We start from the raw sequence: 20,043 nt of genomic DNA, 5'->3' as shown, positions 1-20,043 counted from the left end.
ACGCCCGGTGTTAGAAGAATGCCATGTGCCGGCCATTCCTCCCCGGGGCCAGAGGCTCTTTCGGAACCAGCCGCCACAATAAACCCCCACCAGCGCGCAAAATGCGCCGGTGCGAAAATAGGTGAAGCCATGGGTAGCGAAAGCCAAGATTTTCTTTCCGACCCAGCACAGGACGGGCCGCAGCCCGGACCGAGCTGGCAGCGACGCAACTGGCCGCAGGTAGGCGGCGCAGCGGAGGACGAGCTGACCCGCGCGCTCGACCCCACCACGCTGAGGGAAGGGATCAAGGCGGCGGCGAAAAAGGCGGGCACCCCCGTCAGCGACGCTTCGGTCGAAGAAGCGGCCAATGACACGCTGCGCGCGATCATGCTGATCCGCACCTATCGCGTGCGCGGCCATCTGGCGGCGGACCTCGATCCGCTGGGCCTGCACCATTCCGATCTGCCCGCCGATATGACGCCGGAATATTACGGTTTCACCGGCGCCGCGCTGGATCGCAAGATCTATCTGGGCGGTACGATGGGCCTGCAATGGGCCACGATCCGTGAACTGGTCGCCATCCTGCGCGCAAACTATTGCGGCAAGGTGGGCCTGGAATACATGCACATCACCGATGTGGAAGAACGCCGCTTCCTGCAGGACCGCATGGAAGGCGCCGACAAGCACATCGAATTTTCCGCAGAGGGCAAGAAGGCCATTCTGGGCGCCGTGGTTCGCGGCGAACAGTGGGAAAAGTTCTGCGGCAAGAAGTATGTCGGCACCAAGCGCTTCGGCCTTGATGGCGGCGAGTCGATGATCCCTGCCCTCGAAGCCGTCATCAAGTATGGCGGTCAGCTGGGCGTGAAGGAAATCGTTTATGGCATGGCCCACCGCGGCCGCCTGAACGTGTTGGCCAACGTAATGGCCAAGCCCTACAAGGTGATCTTCCACGAATTCTCGGGCGGCACCGCCAATCCCGAAGACGTGGGCGGCTCGGGCGACGTCAAGTATCACCTTGGCACCAGCACCGACCGCGATTTCGACGGGATCAAGGTTCACATGAGCCTGATGCCGAACCCTTCGCATCTTGAAACGGTGGATCCCATCGTTCTGGGCAAGGTTCGCGCCTATCAGCAGATCCGCGACGACATCGGCACCGACATCGGGCCGGGCGCCAAGCACAAGCAGGTGCTGCCGGTTCTGATCCATGGTGACGCGGCGTTTGCCGGTCAGGGCATCGTGTGGGAATGCTTCGGCCTGTCGGGCGTGAAGGGTTACAACACCGGCGGTTGCATCCACTTCATCATCAACAACCAGATCGGCTTCACCACCAGCCCGCAGTTCTCGCGCGGCTCGCCGTATCCTTCCGACGTTGCCAAGGGCATTCAGTGTCCGGTGCTGCACGTCAATGGCGATGATCCCGAAGCGGTGACCTTCGCGTGCAAGCTGGCGATCGACTATCGCCAGACCTTCGGCCGCGACATCGTGATCGACATGTGGTGCTATCGCCGCTTCGGCCACAATGAAGGCGATGAGCCCGGTTTCACCCAGCCGCTGATGTATCAGAAGATCCGCGCGCACAAGCCCGTGTCGGAACTCTATGCCGAGCGTCTGCAGCGTGAAGGCGTGATCCCGGCCGGTTTCCTTGGGGAACAGGTTGCCGCCTTCAACGCCCATCTGGAAGAGCACTTCGACGCCGCCAAGACCTATAAGGCCAATCAGGCCGACTGGTTCGGTGGTCGCTGGAGCGGTTTCAACCAGCCGATGGACCCCGAAAGCGCCCGCCGCAACGTGCCCACCGGCATCGAACAGAAGCTGTTCGACAGCCTTGGCCGCACGCTGACCTCGGTTCCGGGCGATCTGACGATCCACAAGACGCTGGGCCGTGTGCTGGACGCCAAGCGCGAGATGTTCAACAGCGGTCAGGGCTTTGACTGGGCCACGGCCGAAGCGCTCGCCTTTGGCTCGCTGCTTTCGGAAGGCTATTCGGTCCGTCTGTCGGGTCAGGATTGCGGTCGCGGCACATTCAGCCAGCGTCACGCCGTCTGGGTCGATCAGGCCACCGAAAAGAAGTATGTTCCGTTGACCACGGTGCCGCATGGCTTCTTCGAAGTCTATGACAGCCCGCTCTCGGAATATGGCGTGCTGGGCTATGAATATGGCTATGCCAGCGCCGACCCCAAGACGCTTGTCCTGTGGGAAGGTCAGTTCGGCGACTTCGCCAATGGCGCCCAGATCGTGATCGACCAGTACATCGCTTCTTCGGAATCGAAGTGGCTCCGCGCCAACGGCCTCGTGCTGCTGCTGCCCCACGGCTATGAAGGTCAGGGTCCGGAGCACTCGTCGGCCCGTCTGGAACGTTATCTCCAGCTTTGCGCCGAAGATAACATGCAGGTGTGCAACATCACCAGCCCGGCCAACTACTTCCACGTTCTGCGTCGTCAGATGCACCGCAGCTTCCGCAAGCCGCTCATCATCATGAGCCCGAAGAGCCTGCTGCGTCATCCTCTGGCGAAATCGAGCGCCGAGGAATTCGTGGGCGAAGGCCACTTCATGCGCATTCTCTCGGACATCAACGGCGCCGCCGACAAGGATACGCGCCGCGTGGTCCTGTGCTCGGGCAAGGTTGCCTATGACCTGTTCGAGGCGCGCGATGCGGCCGAAATGACCGATACGCAGATCATCCGTATCGAACAGATCTACCCCTTCCCGGGCGAACCGCTTGCGGCGCGTCTGGCCAAGATGCCCAATCTGGAAGAGGTCATCTGGTGTCAGGAAGAGCCCAAGAACAACGGTTCCTGGTTCTTCGTCGAACCGCTGATCGAGGAAACGCTGGCCAATGCCAAGGCCAAGGTTTCGCGCGCTCGCTATGCGGGTCGTCACGCTTCGGCCTCGCCTGCCACGGGCAGCGCCAAGCGCCACACGCTCGAACAGAACGCCCTGGTGGCCGACGCGCTGGGTCTTTCGGCCCGCAGCGAAATCCGCCGCAAGAAGAAGGGCTGAGCCCTCGCTCTCCTCCCAATTTCTCTAGGATAAGCAAGTCATGTCCACGGAAGTCAAAGTCCCCACTCTGGGTGAATCGGTGAGCGAGGCCACGATCGGCCAGTGGCTCAAGCAGCCGGGCGAAACGGTCGCTCTGGACGAACCCATTGCCAGCCTCGAAACCGACAAGGTTGCGATCGAAGTCAACGCGCCGGTCGCGGGCGTGCTCAGCCAGCAGCTCGCCGCTGTCGGCGACACGGTGACCGTCAGCGCGATCATCGCGGTGATCGAAGAAGGCGCAGCGGGCGCTGCTGCTCCCAAGGCGGCGGCTCCGGCGGCGGCGGCCCCTGCCCCGGTGGCGGCGGCCCCGGTTGCGGCGGCTCCGGCTGCTGGTGAGAGCACCGATCCTGCGGTGCTGAGCCCCGCCGTGCGCCGCGCGGTGCTGGAATATGGCATCGACCCGGCCACCATCAAGGGCACCGGCAAGGACGGCCGCATCACCAAGGAAGACGTGGTGGCAGCCGCCCAGACCAAGGCCGCCAGCGGCGCGCCGACGGTTCCGGCCGCTGTTGCTGCGCCTGCCAACGAGCGCCGCGAAGAACGCGTCAAGATGACCCGCCTGCGTCAGACGATCGCCAAGCGTCTGAAGAGCGCGCAGGAAAATGCCGCTCTGCTCACCACCTTCAACGACGTTGACATGTCGGCGGTGATGGAAGCGCGCAATCGCTTCAAGGACTCGTTTGAAAAGAAGCATGGCGTGAAGCTGGGCTTCATGTCCTTCTTCGCCAAGGCTTCGGTGCTGGCCCTTAAGGACATCCCGGCCGTCAACGCCCAGATCCAGGGCGATGAAATCGTCTATCACGACTATGTCGATATTTCGGTCGCCGTTTCGGCCCCGAATGGTCTGGTCGTGCCGGTGGTGCGCGATGTCGACAAGATGTCCTTCGCGGGCATCGAAAAGGCGATTGCCGACTATGGCAAGAAGGCCAAGGAAGGTTCGCTGACCATGGCCGACATGACGGGCGGCACGTTCACCATCTCGAATGGCGGCGTGTTCGGCGGTCTGATGTCGACCCCGATCATCAACCCGCCCCAGTCGGCCGTGCTCGGCCTGCACCGTATCGAGGAGCGCCCGGTGGTTCGGGGCGGTCAGATCGTGATCCGCCCGATGATGTATATCGCCCTGTCCTATGATCACCGTATCATTGATGGCCGCGAAGCCGTGACGGCGCTCAAGACCATCAAGGAAGCGATCGAGGATCCCACGCGTCTGCTGATCGACCTCTAAGGGGTAGAACATATGGGAATGGTCGTCTGCCTGCGGGGTGCAAGCACTGAGGATCTGGCCGTTTTACGGTCGGATCCCGATGCGGCGGACGGCTATTTGTTCAGCCAGGATGCTTACGAAGCGGGTGATGTGATCGATTTTGACAAGGCATGGCATGCGCTGCATTTCATGCTGACCGGACAAGTCGAGGAAACCGATCACCCGCTGAGCTTCCTGCTGAAAGATCCCGAAAGACTGGGCACCGATAATGGATATGGCGGGCCTTGGATCCTGTCTCCCGAGCGGACGGCAAAGTTCCATGCGGAATTGGAAAAGCTTTCCGACGAACAGATCATCGAGCGCTATGATCCAGCGGCAATGGTTGCTGCCGACGTCTATCTTGCTGATACATTTGCAGACGAAGGCGAGGAAGCAATCGAGTATATCATGCAGGGCGTTCCCGCATTGCGGGCGCTGCTCAACCGCTGCGCGAACAGCGGGTCATGTATCATTGGTATCATCACCTGACCAGTTCAGCAGTAAGATAGGCGGAACAAATGGCTGAATACAATTACGACGTCCTCGTCATCGGCGCTGGTCCCGGTGGTTATGTTGCGGCAATCCGCGCGGCGCAGCTCGGTCTCAAGACCGCCTGCGCCGAGGGCCGCGCCACGCTGGGCGGCACCTGCCTCAACGTGGGCTGCATTCCCTCCAAGGCCCTGCTGCATGGCTCCGAGCTGTTCGAGGAAGCGGCCCATGGCACGCTGGCCAAGTTTGGCGTCAAGACCGGTCCGGTCGAGCTGGACCTGCCCGTGCTGCAGGGGGAAAAGTCGACCGCAGTCAAGGAACTGACGGGTGGCATCGAGTTCCTCTTCAAGAAGAACAAGGTCGACTGGAAGAAGGGCTACGCCAAGTTCAAGGACGCCCACACGGTGGAAGTCGCGGGCGAAACCGTGACGGCCAAGCATATCGTGATCGCCACCGGTTCGTCGGTGACGCCGCTGCCCACCGTGCCGGTGGACAATGACGCGGGCATCATCGTGGACTCGACCGGCGCTCTGGCGCTCGACCGCGTGCCGAACCACCTCGTCGTCATCGGCGGCGGCGTAATCGGTCTGGAGCTTGGCTCGGTGTGGCGCCGTCTGGGCGCCAAGGTCACCGTGGTCGAATTCCTTGACCAGTTGCTGCCCGGCATGGACGGCGAAGTGCGCAAGGAAGCGGCCAAGATCTTCAAGAAGCAGGGCATGGAGCTCAAGCTTTCGACGAAGGTCACGGGCGCTGTGGTCGAAGGCGGCAAGGCCACCCTCACCCTCGAGCCTGCTGCGGGCGGCGAAGCCTCGACGCTGGAAGCCGACTGCGTGCTGGTGGCCATCGGTCGCCGTCCCAATGTCGACGGTCTGGGTCTGGAAAACATCGGTCTGGCGCTCAACGCGCGTGGCCAGATCGAAACCGACCACGATTTCCGCACCGCCGTCGATGGCGTGTGGGCGGTCGGCGACGTGATCCCTGGCCCGATGCTGGCGCACAAGGCCGAGGACGAAGGTATTGCGGTGGCGGAAAACATTGCCGGTCTGACCGGCATTGTGAACCATGACGTGATCCCGGGCGTGGTTTACACGATGCCGGAATTCGCGGGCGTGGGCCTGACCGAGGAAGCCGCCAAGGAACGCGGCCCCATCAAGGTCGGCAAGTTCCCGATGCTGGCCAACAGCCGCGCCAAGACCAACCGCGAGCCCGATGGTTTCGTCAAGGTCATTGCCGACGCCGAAACCGACCGCGTCCTGGGCGTGTGGTGCATTGCCTCTGTGGCGGGCACCATGATCGCGCAGGCGGCTCAGGCCATGGAATTCGGCGCCAAGAGCGAAGACATCGCTTATACCTGCCACGCTCACCCGACTCATTCGGAAGCGATCAAGGAAGCCGCGATGGCTGTGCTGGGCAAGCCGATCCATATGTGATCGGCCTGCCTGAGGCAAAAAAGGGGCGGGAAGGCATCACGCTTTCCCACCCCTTTTTTTGTGTAGCTTCAGGCCAATGCGACTTCAGGCAGGCGTGGCGACCCGCCCCAAAGCGCTGCCCCGCACGACGAGGCGGACCGGCACGCGGTCTTGCGGCCCCTCCTCGCCATCGACCAGAGCCTGCAGGCGATCGACCAGCCTCTGGCCCGCCACCGCAAAGTCCGGTTCGATGGTGGTAAGCGGCGGCACGCTGAATTGCCCCGCCTTCACGCCGTCAAAGCCCACTACGCCGACATCGCCCGGCACATTGAGCCCGCGCTCCTCGAGCAAGGCCATTGCGCCCAGCGCAATATCATCGCAGGCGGTGAACAGCCCGTCGAAAGGCTCGCCCGCGTCGATCAGCGCCGCGGCCGCCCGCCGCCCCTGTTCATGGCGCGAATGGCCCGGCTCCAGCGTCATGATGCGCGGCGTCAGCCCGGCGGCCTGCAATGTTTCGGCATAGGCGTCATAGCGTTCGGCAAATTGCCGCTGCGGACAATCGGCCTCGCCCACATAGACGATGCGGCGATAACCATGGTCGAGCAGATGGTTGACCGCCGCGCGGGCTCCGCCGTGATTGTCGGCGCGCACCCATGGCAATTCATGCGCCGGCGCCGGCGCCCCCCAGCACACGACATGACATCCATCATCGGCCGAGGCCTGAAAATAGTCCCACGCGGCGCGGTTCTCGCTGGTGCCGAACACGATCATGCCGATGGCGCGGCGACTGCGTTCGAAATGATCGTCCAGGCGATCAGGCGCGCCCTGAAACGACACGATGGTTTCCATGCCCCGCGCCGAGGCCGCCGCGCAGATCCCGCCCAGCAGCGCATAATGGAACGGGTTGAAGGCCCGCACATCTTCATCCTCGGGACAGATCACCACCACGGCAATCGTGTTCAATCGCCCGCTGCGCATCCGCGAGGCGGAGGAATCGATGTGATAGTTGAGCCGCCGCGCCGCCTCGACAATCCGCTCGCGCGTGGCTGCTGCGACAATCGGGTCGCCGCTCAATGCGCGCGAGACGGTGGACTGGCTGACGCCTGCTGCTTCTGCAACGTCGTAGGACGTGGCGCGAAAGCGCTGTTTCACCATGGTCCCTCCCTTAACGACCGCTTCGCAAATCTGGGCCTCTTTTGCAAAGCTGAGCCCAAAGCGCAAATGGCATGGGCATTAAATACGGTTTCAGACCTCTTCGGCCTCGCGCAGCACGGCGATCCCCGCCTTGCGCTGCTCGGCCAGATCGCGTTTCAGCGCGGCCGGGTCGCGCGCGATGACAAAGCCGAAGGACACGCCGCCCTCCTTGCCCACCGTGGCGTGATGCAGCCGGTGCGCCTGAACCAGCCGTTTGGCATAGCCGCCGCGCGGGACGTAATGGAAATAACGCTGATGGACGAGCCCGTCATGGATCAACGAATAGACGATGCCATAGCACAGGATGCCGAGCCCGATCCAAGTCCCCGGCTCCCAGGCATGGGCGCCCATGATCAGCGGGCTGCCGATGGCGAAGGCCGAGATGCTCATCCCCGCGCCGAACAGGGCGTAAAGGTCGTTCTTTTCGAACATCCGGTCATGGCGTTCATGATGGTCGCGGTGCCAGCCCCAGCCCCAGCCATGCATGATATATTTATGCGCGCTCCACGCGACACCCTCCATGGCGAAAAAGCTGATGATGACGATGGCGATGGCGGCAAAAGGACTCATAAAGCTCCCTATAATGCGCAATGCATGATTTCGCCACCGGCCCGAATGTCCATGTGAATGTCCATGGTGCGACCATTCGCCTCTTGTTTTTGCCGCCCCCCATGCCTAGGTCGGTTTCACTATGACCGGACCCAAGACGCTCTACGAAAAGATCTGGGATGCCCACACTGTGGAATCCCGCGAGGATGGCACCAGCCTGATCTGGATTGACCGACACCTTGTGCACGAGGTGACCAGTCCGCAGGCCTTTGAGGCGCTGCGCGCCGCGGGGCGCAAGGTGCGCCGCCCGGATCTTACGCTGGCGGTGCCCGATCACAATCTGCCCACCACCGCGCGCCGCGACAGCGCAGGCCATCGTATTGCCATCAAGGACCCCCAGAGCGCGCAGCAATTGGCCGCGCTGGAAAAGAATGCGCCCGAGTTCGGCATCCGCCTGATTGGCGATGCGGATCGTGAACAGGGCATTGTCCATGTCGTCGGCCCGGAACAGGGTTTCTCGCTGCCCGGCGCAACGATTGTCTGCGGCGACTCGCACACCGCCTGCCACGGCGGTCTGGGGGCGCTGGCCTTTGGCATCGGCACGTCCGAGGTCGAACATGTGCTGGCCACACAGACCTTGCAGCTCAAGCGTTCCAAGACGATGGAAGTGCGCGTTGAGGGTGAGCTGGGCGCGGGCGTGACGGCCAAGGATCTGGTGCTGCATATCTGCGGTACGCTGGGCGCCAGCGGCGGCACGGGCTATGTGATTGAATATACCGGCTCGGCCATTCGCGGCCTGTCGATCGAGGGCCGCCTGACCGTTTCGAACATGGCGATCGAGCATGGCGCGCGCGCCGGTCTGATCGCGCCCGATGAAAAGACCTTCGCCTATGTGCAGGGCCGCCCCTATGCGCCCAAGGGCGCCGATTGGGACAAGGCCGTGGCATGGTGGAAGAGCCTGGCCACCGATCCGGGCGCGACCTATGACAAGGTCGTGGTGATCAACGCCGCCGAGATCGCCCCCACCGTGACCTGGGGCACCAGCCCCGAGGATACCGTGGCGATCGGCGGCGTTGTGCCCGCGCCCGAAAGCTTTGCCGATCCCAGCAAGCAGGAAGCCGCGCGCAAGAGCCTGGCCTATATGGGCCTGACGCCGGGTCAGAAGATGACCGATGTCGAAGTGCAGAACGTGTTCATCGGCAGCTGCACCAACAGCCGCATTGAGGACATGCGCGCCGCCGCCGCTGTTGTTAAGGGCCGCCGCAAGGCTGACAATGTGCGCTGGGCGATTGTCGTGCCGGGCTCGGGTCTGGTCAAGGAACAGGCCGAGGCAGAAGGTCTGGACAAGATCTTTATCGAGGCGGGCCTTGAATGGCGCGAGCCGGGCTGCTCGGCCTGTCTGGCGATGAACCCGGACAAGGTGCCCTCGGGCGAACGTTGCGCCAGCACGTCGAACCGCAATTTCGTGGGCCGTCAGGGTCCGGGCGCGCGCACGCATCTGGTGTCGCCCGCGATGGCGGCGGCGGCGGCCGTCACCGGTAAATTGACCGATGCGCGTGAATTTCTGGCCTGAACCTGGCCTAAACTTGCCTTGAATTTGGAGGGTTAAGGGATGAGCGAAGAGAGCGAAAAGAAGGTTCTGGGCGAACGTTCGAGCTGGGCCGGAGTGGCGACCATCGCGGGCGCGGCGGCGATTGGTTCGGCCGCGCTGACGGCGGCGCTGATCTTTGGCAGCCGCCGCAAGCCCAAACCGACCGATGCTCCCGCCCATCCTGAAGATGCGCCCGAAACCGACTGATCCGAAAGATATTTCCTGATGAAACCGATCAACCACGTAGCGGGTACGGCGATCCCGTTTGGCGCCAAGAATGTCGATACCGACGTTATCATCCCGGCCCATTGGCTCAAGACGATCACGCGTGAGGGCCTTGGCAAGGGCGCGTTTGAGGCGATCCGCGCCGAGGAAGGCAATATTTTCGACACGGAGCGCAACAAAGGCGCGCCGATCCTGATCGCGGGCGACAATTTCGGTTGCGGGTCCAGCCGCGAACATGCCGCATGGGCCTTGCTCGACATGGGCATCACCTGCGTCATCGCCCCCAGCTTTTCCGACATTTTCTCGGGCAATGCGTTCAAGAACGGTATCCTGACGGTGGTGTTGCCGCAGGAAGCCATCGACCGCCTGCTCGTCGTGGCGGTTGACCAGCCGATTGATGTCGATCTGGAAAGCCAGACTGTGACCACGCCGTTCCAGGACCGCTTCACCTTCGAAATCGATCCGTTCCGCAAGCACTGCCTGCTGGGCGGTCTTGATGAAGTAGGCCTGACGCTGTCGCGCGATGCGGCCATCAAGCAGCATGAAGCCAAGATTGCGGCAGACCTGCCGTTTCTGGCCACAGCATCGGCGGCCTGAGGCGGGAAAGATTTTCTCGCTTTTTTAAGGAAAAGTTCCCCGTTTTTGAGCAAGCGCAAAGATCGTCCGCTGCCGATATGCTGAAAAAGCCCTGTCGCAGCGGAGGTCGCGCCAAATCGGGGGATTGAACCGCCGCCGCTGCGACACATATACATTGGCGCGCGGTTTTCATCGCGTTATGGACGGCAGGCTGAAAAAGCGCCACATTACGCCGACCATTGCAAAAATCCACAAACCTCAAATTCACGCGGGAGACGCATCATGACCAGCTTTCAAGATCGCGAGCGGGGCGAAGAAGCCAAGTTTGCCCATGACGAAGAGCTGGAGTTTCGCATCCACGCCCGCCGCAACCGCCTGCTCGGCACCTGGGCGGCCGAACGGATGGGCCTGTCTTCGGCCGAAACCGAAGCCTATGCCAAATCGGTGGTGCAGGCCGATTTCGAGGAAGCGGGTGATGAAGATGTTGTGCGCAAGCTGCTGGGCGATCTGATCAGCGCGGGCGTCGATGCCGATGAGGCTGAAGTGCGCACCGCGCTTAAGGCCAAGGAAGCCGAAGCCCGCCGCGCGATGATCGGTCAGGTCTGACCCTAATTTTCCGGGCGCGGGGCCTCAAGGCCCACGCGCCCTTTTTGACAGGACACCCCCGATGCCCATGCCCGCCGACCAGATCGAGGCGCTGATTCGCGCCGCCATTCCCGATGCAGAGGTGACGATCACCGATCTTGCCGGCGATGGCGACCATTATGCCGCCCATGTCACCTCGCCCAGTTTTGCCGGCAAGCCGCGCATCGCCCAGCACAAAGCCGTCTTTGCCGCGTTGGGCGATCGCATGGGGGGCGAACTTCATGCCTTGCAACTGACCACCGGCATCCCCACCTGAGCGATTGACGAAACAGATTTCCTTCGCAAAAAGGACCTGTTCCCCCGATTGGTTGCAGAAAGTTTCAAGCCATGTCCGACGTCCAGACCCGCATTGCCGATATTGTGAACACGAATGACATCGTGTTGTTCATGAAGGGCACCGCGCTTTTCCCGCAATGCGGTTTTTCCAGCCGCGCGATTGCGATCCTTGAGCATCTGGGCGCGACCTATCACACGGTCGACGTGCTTCAGGATATGGAGATCCGTCAGGGCATCAAGGCCTATTCGGATTGGCCCACGATCCCCCAGCTCTATGTGAAGGGCGAATTTCTGGGCGGCAGCGACATCATGATGGAAATGTATGAGGCCGGCGAGCTTCAGGCATTGCTCCAGCAGAACGGTCTGGTTGCCTGAGCGCACTTGCTGTTTCTGAAGTCAAAAGGGCCGCTTCCCCGTGGGGAGGCGGCCCTTTCATTTGGGGAATGGTGGGGTCGGGAGACTGGGAAGACCGACCCCACCTTTTTGCTCGAGACGGGAATGAGGCGGGACCGCGGAGACCGGGAAGCAGCCCGCCTCTTTTCGAGACTGCCATTGGTTCAGTCATTTAAGCATGAGGCGTGCCAGTTTTGAAGAATGGCAGATTTCAGCAGTTTTCAATCGAGTGCATTCCCGCCGCGCTCCGCCAATTGTCAAATTCTCCGACACCTCTTGCCAAGCCATGATCGCGCCCTATCAAAAGCAGATGGATTCCAGCCTGCCCCTCGTCCTGCGCCCCGCGGCCACATTGGTCATCTTTCGCCAGACCAGCGTGCAAAACCCTCCTGAATTGCTGATGGTCGAACGCTCCGAGGCGATGCGTTTTGCGGCCGGGGCCACGGTTTTTCCCGGCGGCAAGGTCGATCCGCAAGATGTCGAACTGGCGCAAAGCCTGACAGACGAGGACCCAACCGACACCGCCGCCCGCATCGCGGCGATCCGGGAAACGCTGGAGGAAACCGGGCTTGGACTGGGCTTCACCCGCAACCTGCACTATGATGAAGCGGTCGCCGCGCGGGCGATTTTGCAATCGGGCGGGACGATGGGCGATGTCCTCTCCCGGATCGGTCTGGCGCTGAATCTGGAGGCGCTGACACCCTTTGCCCGCTGGCGGCGCGAGAGTGTCGGAGGATTTGACACTCGCTTTTATCTGGCAAACATTGGGACGGGCGCGGTCGATCTGGCGGTGGATGCCACGGAAAACAGCCGCCTTTTCTGGGCCAGTGCCGGTGAATGCCTGAACGGCGCGGCCAGCGGCGCGCTCAAGATCATCCTGCCCACCCTGCTCAATCTGGAGCGGCTTGCCCAATTTGCCGATTTCGCACAGGCGCGCGCCGATGCTCAGGCCCATCCCATCGCCCCGATCTCGGCCCGCCGCATGATGCGCGATGGCGAGGAATGGCTGACGATTCCCGAAGGTCTGGGCTATCCGATCACCACCATTCCGTTCAGCGCCGCGCGGCGCGGCTAGGCATCAGCCCGAGCACAGGCCCCGCGTGCGGGCGCGGTAATCGTGCACCTCGCCGCTCATCTGGACATGCAGGCGGCACAGATGCTCGACCACGGGTTCATAGATCGGCCGTTCGAATTGCAATCCGCATTGGCCGCTCTCCACCCAGCGCACCGTGCAACTGATCGCTTCCAGCCCGTCGAGTTTCAACAGGACCCGTGTCCCCACCGCCAGCGAGAGCGTTCGGGTCGTAATGCGGCATCCGTGAGTGGAAAGATCGCTGACCGTCACGCTGTCCTGCAACCCGCTCATCAGACGACAGCGGGCCGACATGGTCAGCGGCCTTCGGATGGCCTCTCGGGTGGTCTGGCGGGATCGCATGGCTTATGTAGCCTAGCGTATGGCTGGTTAACCCTTCGTTTGCATTGGCGTGGATGGAGCAAAATTCCTCCATCGCCATCCGTCAAGTCTGCAACCGTGAAAGATAATTCATCGGCATCCGCAAAAAGCCCCTTTGACTTTGCCCGCCAAAGCGCAAACACCGGGGCCATGGCCAAGTCCATGGATTACAATCCCGGAGTATCATCTTGTCTGTAATGCTTTCCTGCCGCGCGCTGTTCCGCATTGGCGCCGCCTCGCTTGCCCTATGTGCGCTGCCCATCGCGGCGCAGGCCCGCACCGCCCCGGCCGCCCGGCCCCTGATCACTGTTGCCCCGGCCAAGGGCGATGCCAAGGCCGGTTTTGCCAGCCATGCGATGATTTCAGCGGCCAACCCGCTGGCGGTTCAGACCGGCCTGCGCATCCTGCAGCAAGGCGGCAGCGCGGTGGACGCAGCGGTCGCGGTGCAGGCGGTGCTGGGTCTGGTCGAGCCGGAAAGTTCGGGTCTGGGGGGCGGTTCGTTCCTGCTCTATTACGATGCCAAGACCAAGCAGGTCACCGCCTATGACGGGCGCGAAGTGGCGCCTAAGGGAGCCAGCCCGCGCCAGTTCTACGGCCCCGACGGCAAGCTGCTGCCCTTCCCCGTGGCGGTGGTGGGCGGGATCGCCACGGGCGTTCCGGGCGCGATCGCCATGCTGGAAATGGCGCAGAAAGAGCATGGCCGCCTGAAATGGAACCAATTGTTTGGCGAGGCGCACAAGCTGGCCAGCGATGGTTTCGAGGTCACGGGCAAGCTGGCCCGCGCCATCGTCAGCCAGGCTCCGCAGGCCAAGGGCGCCGATGCCCAGGCCTATTTCCACAAGGCCGACGGCACGCCCTATCAGGCGGGCGAGCATATCGTGAACAAGGCCTATGCCGCCACGCTGGACCGTATTGCCGCGCAGGGTTCCAAGGGGCTGCTGACCGGCCCGGTGGCCGAAAAGATCGTCGCCAAGGTGACGAGCGGCACGCTGCCCAGCACGATGACGCTGGCCGATCTGGCCGCCTATAAGCCGCGCAAGACCGAGGGGCTTTGCATGCCCTATCGCACCCATCTGATCTGCACCCCGCAGGCGCCATCGGGCGGCGTGGCGGTGCAGGAGGCGATGGGCCTGCTGGCGCATACCGACATTGCCACGCGCAATGCGCAGGACCCCAAGGGCTGGCTGCAGATCGCGCAGGCAAGCCGCCTCGCCTATGCCGACCGCGACCGTTATGAGGGCGATCCGGCCTTTGTGCCCTTCCCCACCGGGTTGCTGGCGCCTGATTACATTGCCGAGCGGGCCAAGCTGATCGGCGAGACGATCCAGCCCGTCACCTTCGGCATGCCCAAGGACGCGCCCAAGGTGGGCAAGGACGCCACGCATGAGCCGGGCGGCACCACGCATATGGTAATCGTGGACACGGCGGGCAATGTCGTGTCGATGACCACCACCGTGGAGAGCATCTTTGGTTCGGGCCGGATGGTGGACGGGTTCTTCCTCAACAACCAGTTGACCGATTTCTCCTTCAGCACCAACGATCCGGATGGCGCGCCTGCGGCCAATGCCGTCGCGCCGGGCAAGCGTCCGCGCTCCAGCATGGCGCCCGCCATCGTGCTGACGCCAAAGCGCAATTTCGAACTGGCCGTGGGTTCGCCGGGCGGCACCTCGATCATCGCCTATAATATCAAGGCGCTGGTGGGCATGCTTGATTGGGGGATGAAGCCGCAGGATGCGATCAGCCTGCCCAATCTGGTGGCGCGCGGCGATATGTTCAGCGCTGATACGTTCCCGGCGCCGGTGGCCGATGCGCTGGCGGCCAAGGGGCTGCCGCTGATGACCGCCCGCGGGGAAAACTCGGGCCTGCATCTGATCGTGCGCCGCGCCAAGGGCTATGAAGGCGGGGCCGATCCGCGCCGCGAGGGTGTGGCCCGCGGGTTCTGATACGAAAAAGGCGGGGCCGCAAACCCCGCCTTTTCTTATTTCCGGCGCATGATGAATTCTTCGTCGCGCCAATCGCCCACGGCGAATCTATACTCGCCCACGATCTCGAAACCGCGCCCGGCATAGACATGCTGGGCCTTCAGGTTGCCCTGCCACACGCCGATCCAGATCGGGCGGCCCCATGAGGTCAGTTCCTCCAGCGCCAGATCGAGCAATTGCTTGCCCAGCCCCGCGCCCTGCACTTCGCGGCGCAGATAGAGCTGATAGAGTTCGCCATCGCCATCCTCGCGCTCGGGATGGGGCAATTTGCTGGGCCCGATATGGACATAGGCGACCAGCGCGCCATCCCCGTCCTGCGCCACCCATGTGCAATGCGTGGAATCGGCCAATTCGCGCGCCACGGTCGGCTCGCCATAGGAGTCGGCCTCGAACACGGCCAGATCGGCGGGCGGATAGGGAATGGCAAAGCCGGTTGGCCCGAACGTGTCGCGGAAACAATGCAGTTTGAGCGCGGCGAGCGCGGGAATGTCGGCGGCGCTGGCGGGACGAATGGTGATGCTGGCAGTCATGCCCCCCGCCCTATAGCAGCGCGCTGGGCGCCGCAATCATCCCATTATCGTAAATCGAAATCGTCACTTTATCCCGCCGCCTTAGGTAAGTTTTCGGATCAACCTGTAGCCCCAAATGCTGACGAAATAGGGAGAAAAGCATTCCGTCGCATCTTCATGAATGACGCGGGGGAGATCAGCCTTGTTGCGTATGGGTATTTCGGCCAAGTTTCTGGCCGCTTTTGCAGTCCTTCTGGCGGTCATGGCCGCGATGGGATCTTTTGCAGTGGTCAAACTGGGCGAGGTCAACGCGATCTCGACCGAATTGCGCGAGCGCTGGTTGCCCGGCTCGCAGGCGCTGGGCGATGTTCACGCCTTCGTCTCGCAATATCGCATCAAGCAGAGCGTCCATGTCGGCGCCAGCGCCGAAGGCATGAAGACCCGCCAAGCCAAGCTGATGCGCGCCGCGCAGACCGCCATCGCCACCCGCATGGATGATGCCGCGAAACTGAGCCAGAGCCCGGAAGAAAAGGCCGCCTTCGCCAAGCTGAAGGGCGATTGGCAGACCTATCTGGGCCAGAACGAACAATTGCTGAACCTGTCGAACACCGATGCGGCGGCGGCCAAGGCGATGTTCGACGGCGATTCCCTGACCGCATTCTACACGGTCGAGGATGATCTGCTGGCGCTGATCGACCTGAACACCAAGGGGGCCAATGCCGCCTCGGCCCGTTCGGCCGCGATCTATGATCAGGGCCGCAAGGTCATTATCGGCGCGGTAGTGGCCGGTCTGGCCGTGGCGCTGGGTCTGATGGGGCTGATGATGGTCACGATAGCCCGCCCGGTCGCGCGGATCAGCGAGGCCGTGGGCCGATTGGTCGATGGCGACATGCATGTCGAAATCCCCGCCATGGGCCGTCACGACGAAGTGGGCAGCCTTGCCCGCGCGCTCGACAGTTTCAAGGCCCTCTTCGCCGCCGACCAGCAGCGCACGCAGGCCGAACTGGAACGCGCCCGCGAAACCCAGATCACCATTGACGCCATCGGCTCGGGCCTGTCCGAACTGGCGCGCGGCAATCTGACCCATCGCGTACCGGAAAACGGCGCGGGCGGGCTGGGCCAGCTCCATGTCAATTTCAACGAGGCGGTCAGCCAGTTGGCTGGCGTGATGCGCGAAATCGTCGATGGTTGCGACGCCATCCGCCGCGGCACTGACGAAATCGCCGCAGCCAGCGGGGACCTTGCCCGCCGCACCGAGCATCAGGCCAGCTCGATTGCCGAAACCAGCCGCACGCTCAACGAATTCAGCGGCACCGTGCGCGTCACCGCCGACAATGCCCGCCAGACCAGCAGCCGCCTTGCCGTGGCGCGCCACACCGCCGAGGCCGCCGACCAGCAGGCCGAACAGGCCGTCCACGGGCTTCAGGCCATCGAGGCGTCTAGCCGCGAAATGGCCGAGATCGTTGGCGTCATCGACGGGATCGCATTCCAGACCAACCTGCTGGCCCTGAACGCCGGGGTCGAGGCCGCCCGCGCCGGCGATGCGGGCAAGGGCTTTGCCGTGGTGGCCAATGAAGTTCGCGCTCTGGCCCAGCGCAGCGCCGATGCGGCCAAGGACATCCGCGCGCTGATCACCACGTCGAACGATCAGGTCTCAACCGGCGTGGCTCTGGCCAGCGCCAGCGGCGATGCGCTGCGCCAGATCGTGGGCGAAGTCTCGCAGATTTCCGAACTGGTCGAACAGATCGCCGAGGCTGCGCAGAAGCAGTCGTCCAATGTCGAGGAAATCTCGGCGATGATGAATTCGATGGACCAGTTCACCCAGCAGAACGCCTCGATGGTCGAGCAGAGCACCGCCAGCACCCACAGCCTTTCGGGCGAAACGCAGCGGTTGGTCGAACAGTTGCGCCGCTTTGAAATGAGCCGCTCGGGCAGCGCCTCACCCGCGCGCATGCAGAGCAGGGTGAACGCCCCCGTTGCCCAGGACGATGTGGCGCTGCCTTCCTTCTCGGCCCGCCGCGCACCGTCGGTGGGGGCCACAGCGCTCAAGATCGAAGATGACTGGTCCGAATTCTGAGCGATTTGGTAAATTCACTTAAGACCATGGCAGAAACAGAACAAGCATAAACATCAGCCCGTTCTTATCCAATTTTGGGCAATAGTGATTTATCGAAATAACAGTTTGAAAAGAGAAAGCCGACCATGATCAAGACTATTGCCAAGATCTCGTTCGCCATGACCGGCGCTGTTCTCCTCAGCACTTCGGCTTTTGCGCAGTCGTCGGACTGGAGCCGTTCGGTTACCAACATGTTTGCCTCGAAACAGACCTACCCCTCGACCGCACAGATGCGCGGCGAGGAAGGCACCGCCAAGGTCAAGGTCTATATCGGCGCCGATGGTGCGGTGCAAAAGGCGGAACTGGTGGCCGGTTCGGGCTCGGCAATCCTCGACAAGGAAGCCCTGTCTGTGCCCGCCAAGGTCGGCAAGGTGCCTGCCCCGCCCGCAGGGCCCACCACGCTGACGGTGCCGATGACCTGGCGCCTGACCTGATATTCCAGTCATGATGCAAACGGGGCCGGTCGCAAAACCGGCCTCTTTTTGCGTCAGACAGTCCCGTTTTTGCTGCAACGCGCAAAAAACTTGGCAATATGGCCATGTTGCTGTATGGGCGGTTCCAAGCAAGTCGGCGCGCCGCATGAGGCAGCGCGCAGGACCGGGCAGCGTGAGGGCAGCCATTTATGGCCGCCCGCCCCGGATCTCACGGATTTGCAGTCGGTTTTTCGCTTCCTCCTCACGCAGGGTCGCGCTTTTTGAGCCACCTGCTTGCCGCGCCGCTTACGCTGGTGTGCGCTGTGAAGCCTGTTTGAAAGTTTCCCATGTCTTATTTTTCCGAACTTGGCCTTGCCGAACCCCTGCTGCGCGCGCTGGAGGCCAAGGGTTATAACGATCCCACGCCGATCCAGCGTCAGGCGATCCCCGCGCTGATCGAAGGGCGCGACCTGCTGGGTCTGGCCCAGACCGGCACGGGCAAGACGGCTGCCTTCGCGCTGCCCTCGCTCCACCGCCTGATCAACGATCCCAAGCCGCGCAAGCCCGCATCGTGCCGTATGCTGGTGCTCAGCCCCACGCGCGAACTGGCCGCCCAGATCGCCGACAACATGCGCGGCTATGCCAAATATGTCAGCCTGAACATCCAATGCGTGTTCGGTGGCATTCCTGCGGGCAAGCAGGCCCGCGCTCTGGTGCCGGGCTGCGATGTGCTGGTGGCCACGCCCGGCCGCCTGCTCGACCTGATTGACCAGCGCGCGCTGACGCTGCGCGATGTTGAAATTTTCGTGCTGGACGAAGCAGACCAGATGATGGATCTGGGCTTCATCGTACCTTTGAAGCGCGTTGCCCGCCTGTTGCCGCCCCAGCGCCAGAGCCTGTTCTTCAGCGCCACCATGCCGCAGGCGATCGAGCAACTGGGCAAGCAGTTCATCCAGAACCCGGTCAAGGTCGAGGTTGCCCCGCAATCCACCACCGCCGAGCGCGTCGAGCAGAAGTCGATCTTCATCAATCAGGCCGAAAAGCAGGCGCTGCTGACGATCCTGCTGCGCGATGGTCTGGCCAAGGAAGAAGGCGATGCCGACCGCATCGACCGCACGATCGTGTTCACCCGCACCAAGCATGGCGCGGATCGCGTGGTGCGCTTCCTGACGCCCGCAGGCATTCCGGCCGCCGCCATCCATGGTGAAAAGAGCCAGGCCCAGCGCACCGCCGCCCTCAAGGGTTTCCGCGACGGCACGGTCAAGGTGCTGGTCGCCACCGACATTGCCGCGCGCGGGATCGACGTTTCGGGGGTGTCGCATGTGTTCAACTTTGAAATCCCCAATGTGGCCGAACAATATGTTCACCGCATCGGCCGCACCGCGCGCGCCGGCGCCGACGGCATTGCCATCAGCCTGATCGCCGAGGACGAACGCCCCTACATCCGCTCGATCGAGCGCCTGACGGGCGTAAAACTGACGCCCATGGCGTTGCCGCCCGAGTTCCAGAAGGAAGCCTCGCGCCTGCCCGCCCCCGCCAAGCGCGGTACGGGCGACAATGGCGCGATCAAGGCCTCGCGTCCGCAGGGCGAAGGCCGCCGCGATGGTGGCCGTGAAGGCGGCCGCCGCGAAGAAGGCCGTCGCAACAATGACCGCCGCCCCAACGCGGGCCGCGACACCCCCCGCGATGGCCAGCGTTCGCGCACCCAGCGCGACGGCGACCGCGCCCGCGCCGAACGCCGCGAACAGCATGGCCGCGCGCGTCCTGCCGCCGCTGCCGGTGCTTCGCAGTTTGATCCGCTGCGGGAAAATGTCGATGTGAAGGCGCGTCGTCGCTGAGGGTTGATCGGGGGCTTTATGCCTCCGGCGGGCAAAGGGACTTGGTCCCTTTGCAATCCCGTTAATAGAGTTGGGTTCGCAGGGTTTGCTTGTGGATCATACAATGAAAGCCTGCGGC

At 63.0% G+C, this 20,043-nt stretch carries 19 protein-coding genes; 15 read left to right on the top strand and 4 right to left on the bottom strand.

Features of this window, described 5'->3' with window-relative positions:
- Positions 1-129 precede the first annotated feature (129 nt).
- From FHW92_RS17085 to lpdA, 4 genes are read left to right on the top strand one after another with little or no spacing between them, the layout of a single operon-like run.
- Entirely contained in the window at positions 130-2,982 is a 2,853-nt protein-coding gene (locus FHW92_RS17085; RefSeq protein WP_168604495.1) for a 2-oxoglutarate dehydrogenase E1 component, read from the top strand.
- A 40-nt stretch (positions 2,983-3,022) separates the two neighbouring features.
- Positions 3,023-4,249, top strand: a complete 1,227-nt coding sequence (gene odhB, locus FHW92_RS17080) for a 2-oxoglutarate dehydrogenase complex dihydrolipoyllysine-residue succinyltransferase (RefSeq protein ID WP_168604494.1) — start codon at positions 3,023-3,025, stop codon at positions 4,247-4,249.
- Between the two features lie 12 nt (positions 4,250-4,261).
- Positions 4,262-4,756, top strand: coding sequence for a YfbM family protein (locus FHW92_RS17075; RefSeq protein ID WP_168604493.1), 495 nt, complete (start codon positions 4,262-4,264; stop codon positions 4,754-4,756).
- 29 nt (positions 4,757-4,785) lie between these two features.
- Positions 4,786-6,186 (top strand): dihydrolipoyl dehydrogenase, encoded by a 1,401-nt coding sequence (gene lpdA / locus FHW92_RS17070; RefSeq protein ID WP_168604492.1) that lies wholly within the window; start codon positions 4,786-4,788, stop codon positions 6,184-6,186.
- Between the two features lie 84 nt (positions 6,187-6,270).
- Here lpdA and FHW92_RS17065 read toward each other — a convergent pair whose 3' ends face one another.
- Both FHW92_RS17065 and FHW92_RS17060 read right to left on the bottom strand, forming a co-directional pair.
- Entirely contained in the window at positions 6,271-7,320 is a 1,050-nt protein-coding gene (locus tag FHW92_RS17065; protein ID WP_168604491.1) for a LacI family DNA-binding transcriptional regulator, read from the bottom strand.
- Between the two features lie 90 nt (positions 7,321-7,410).
- On the bottom strand, positions 7,411-7,929 hold the full coding sequence (locus tag FHW92_RS17060; protein WP_168604490.1) for a sterol desaturase family protein: 519 nt from the start codon (positions 7,927-7,929) through the stop codon (positions 7,411-7,413).
- A gap of 121 nt (positions 7,930-8,050) precedes the next feature.
- Here FHW92_RS17060 and leuC point away from each other — a divergent pair, with 121 nt between their 5' ends.
- From leuC to FHW92_RS17025, 7 genes are all read left to right on the top strand, one after another.
- A complete protein-coding gene (gene leuC, locus FHW92_RS17055; protein WP_168604489.1) occupies positions 8,051-9,481 on the top strand; it encodes a 3-isopropylmalate dehydratase large subunit in 1,431 nt (476 codons plus the stop codon).
- Between the two features lie 39 nt (positions 9,482-9,520).
- Complete coding sequence (locus tag FHW92_RS17050) at positions 9,521-9,706, top strand: hypothetical protein (RefSeq protein ID WP_168604488.1); 186 nt, start codon at positions 9,521-9,523, stop codon at positions 9,704-9,706.
- Between the two features lie 18 nt (positions 9,707-9,724).
- Complete coding sequence (gene leuD, locus FHW92_RS17045) at positions 9,725-10,321, top strand: 3-isopropylmalate dehydratase small subunit (RefSeq protein ID WP_168604487.1); 597 nt, start codon at positions 9,725-9,727, stop codon at positions 10,319-10,321.
- A gap of 261 nt (positions 10,322-10,582) precedes the next feature.
- Positions 10,583-10,906, top strand: a complete 324-nt coding sequence (locus FHW92_RS17040) for a DUF1476 domain-containing protein (protein WP_168604486.1) — start codon at positions 10,583-10,585, stop codon at positions 10,904-10,906.
- 61 nt (positions 10,907-10,967) lie between these two features.
- On the top strand, positions 10,968-11,201 hold the full coding sequence (locus FHW92_RS17035; RefSeq protein WP_168604485.1) for a BolA family transcriptional regulator: 234 nt from the start codon (positions 10,968-10,970) through the stop codon (positions 11,199-11,201).
- Between the two features lie 71 nt (positions 11,202-11,272).
- On the top strand, positions 11,273-11,596 hold the full coding sequence (gene grxD, locus FHW92_RS17030; RefSeq protein ID WP_168604484.1) for a Grx4 family monothiol glutaredoxin: 324 nt from the start codon (positions 11,273-11,275) through the stop codon (positions 11,594-11,596).
- Between the two features lie 304 nt (positions 11,597-11,900).
- Positions 11,901-12,689, top strand: a complete 789-nt coding sequence (locus FHW92_RS17025) for an NUDIX domain-containing protein (protein WP_246870236.1) — start codon at positions 11,901-11,903, stop codon at positions 12,687-12,689.
- Between the two features lie 3 nt (positions 12,690-12,692).
- Here FHW92_RS17025 and FHW92_RS17020 read toward each other — a convergent pair whose 3' ends face one another.
- Positions 12,693-13,049 (bottom strand): PilZ domain-containing protein, encoded by a 357-nt coding sequence (locus tag FHW92_RS17020; protein WP_216662347.1) that lies wholly within the window; start codon positions 13,047-13,049, stop codon positions 12,693-12,695.
- 215 nt (positions 13,050-13,264) lie between these two features.
- On the opposite strand from FHW92_RS17020, the gene FHW92_RS17015 reads away from it, so the two are divergent.
- Entirely contained in the window at positions 13,265-15,010 is a 1,746-nt protein-coding gene (locus tag FHW92_RS17015) for a gamma-glutamyltransferase family protein (protein ID WP_168604698.1), read from the top strand.
- 35 nt (positions 15,011-15,045) lie between these two features.
- On the opposite strand, the gene FHW92_RS17010 is transcribed toward FHW92_RS17015, so the two are convergent.
- A complete protein-coding gene (locus FHW92_RS17010; protein WP_168604482.1) occupies positions 15,046-15,579 on the bottom strand; it encodes a GNAT family N-acetyltransferase in 534 nt (177 codons plus the stop codon).
- A gap of 190 nt (positions 15,580-15,769) precedes the next feature.
- On the opposite strand from FHW92_RS17010, the gene FHW92_RS17005 reads away from it, so the two are divergent.
- The 3 genes from FHW92_RS17005 to FHW92_RS16995 all read left to right on the top strand — a co-directional run bounded on the left by FHW92_RS17005 (position 15,770) and on the right by FHW92_RS16995 (position 19,925).
- The gene (locus FHW92_RS17005; protein WP_246870257.1) at positions 15,770-17,635 is read left to right on the top strand and encodes a methyl-accepting chemotaxis protein; all 1,866 of its coding nucleotides are present in this window, start codon (positions 15,770-15,772) and stop codon (positions 17,633-17,635) included.
- A gap of 125 nt (positions 17,636-17,760) precedes the next feature.
- Complete coding sequence (locus tag FHW92_RS17000; protein ID WP_168604480.1) at positions 17,761-18,108, top strand: TonB family protein; 348 nt, start codon at positions 17,761-17,763, stop codon at positions 18,106-18,108.
- Positions 18,109-18,434: 326 nt separating this feature from the next.
- The gene (locus FHW92_RS16995; RefSeq protein WP_168604479.1) at positions 18,435-19,925 is read left to right on the top strand and encodes a DEAD/DEAH box helicase; all 1,491 of its coding nucleotides are present in this window, start codon (positions 18,435-18,437) and stop codon (positions 19,923-19,925) included.
- Positions 19,926-20,043: the final 118 nt, after the last annotated feature.

The organism is Novosphingobium sp. SG707 (assembly GCF_012275515.1).
Lineage (GTDB): Bacteria > Pseudomonadota > Alphaproteobacteria > Sphingomonadales > Sphingomonadaceae > Novosphingobium.
The sequence above is the reverse complement of the archived record's forward strand: the minus strand, read 5'-3'. Positions and strand labels throughout refer to the sequence as shown.

Excerpts from the sequence above, each read along its gene's own strand:
- FHW92_RS17085 (WP_168604495.1), top strand. The coding sequence starts at position 130 with ATGGGTAGCGAAAGCCAAGATTTTCTTTCCGACCCAGCACAGGACGGG.
- odhB (WP_168604494.1), top strand. The coding sequence starts at position 3,023 with ATGTCCACGGAAGTCAAAGTCCCCACTCTGGGTGAATCGGTGAGCGAG.
- FHW92_RS17075 (WP_168604493.1), top strand. The coding sequence starts at position 4,262 with ATGGGAATGGTCGTCTGCCTGCGGGGTGCAAGCACTGAGGATCTGGCC.
- lpdA (WP_168604492.1), top strand. The coding sequence starts at position 4,786 with ATGGCTGAATACAATTACGACGTCCTCGTCATCGGCGCTGGTCCCGGT.
- FHW92_RS17065 (WP_168604491.1), bottom strand. The coding sequence starts at position 7,320 with ATGGTGAAACAGCGCTTTCGCGCCACGTCCTACGACGTTGCAGAAGCA.
- FHW92_RS17060 (WP_168604490.1), bottom strand. The coding sequence starts at position 7,929 with ATGAGTCCTTTTGCCGCCATCGCCATCGTCATCATCAGCTTTTTCGCC.
- leuC (WP_168604489.1), top strand. The coding sequence starts at position 8,051 with ATGACCGGACCCAAGACGCTCTACGAAAAGATCTGGGATGCCCACACT.
- FHW92_RS17050 (WP_168604488.1), top strand. The coding sequence starts at position 9,521 with ATGAGCGAAGAGAGCGAAAAGAAGGTTCTGGGCGAACGTTCGAGCTGG.
- leuD (WP_168604487.1), top strand. The coding sequence starts at position 9,725 with ATGAAACCGATCAACCACGTAGCGGGTACGGCGATCCCGTTTGGCGCC.
- FHW92_RS17040 (WP_168604486.1), top strand. The coding sequence starts at position 10,583 with ATGACCAGCTTTCAAGATCGCGAGCGGGGCGAAGAAGCCAAGTTTGCC.
- FHW92_RS17035 (WP_168604485.1), top strand. The coding sequence starts at position 10,968 with ATGCCCATGCCCGCCGACCAGATCGAGGCGCTGATTCGCGCCGCCATT.
- grxD (WP_168604484.1), top strand. The coding sequence starts at position 11,273 with ATGTCCGACGTCCAGACCCGCATTGCCGATATTGTGAACACGAATGAC.
- FHW92_RS17025 (WP_246870236.1), top strand. The coding sequence starts at position 11,901 with ATGATCGCGCCCTATCAAAAGCAGATGGATTCCAGCCTGCCCCTCGTC.
- FHW92_RS17020 (WP_216662347.1), bottom strand. The coding sequence starts at position 13,049 with ATGCGATCCCGCCAGACCACCCGAGAGGCCATCCGAAGGCCGCTGACC.
- FHW92_RS17015 (WP_168604698.1), top strand. The coding sequence starts at position 13,265 with ATGCTTTCCTGCCGCGCGCTGTTCCGCATTGGCGCCGCCTCGCTTGCC.
- FHW92_RS17010 (WP_168604482.1), bottom strand. The coding sequence starts at position 15,579 with ATGACTGCCAGCATCACCATTCGTCCCGCCAGCGCCGCCGACATTCCC.
- FHW92_RS17005 (WP_246870257.1), top strand. The coding sequence starts at position 15,770 with ATGGGTATTTCGGCCAAGTTTCTGGCCGCTTTTGCAGTCCTTCTGGCG.
- FHW92_RS17000 (WP_168604480.1), top strand. The coding sequence starts at position 17,761 with ATGATCAAGACTATTGCCAAGATCTCGTTCGCCATGACCGGCGCTGTT.
- FHW92_RS16995 (WP_168604479.1), top strand. The coding sequence starts at position 18,435 with ATGTCTTATTTTTCCGAACTTGGCCTTGCCGAACCCCTGCTGCGCGCG.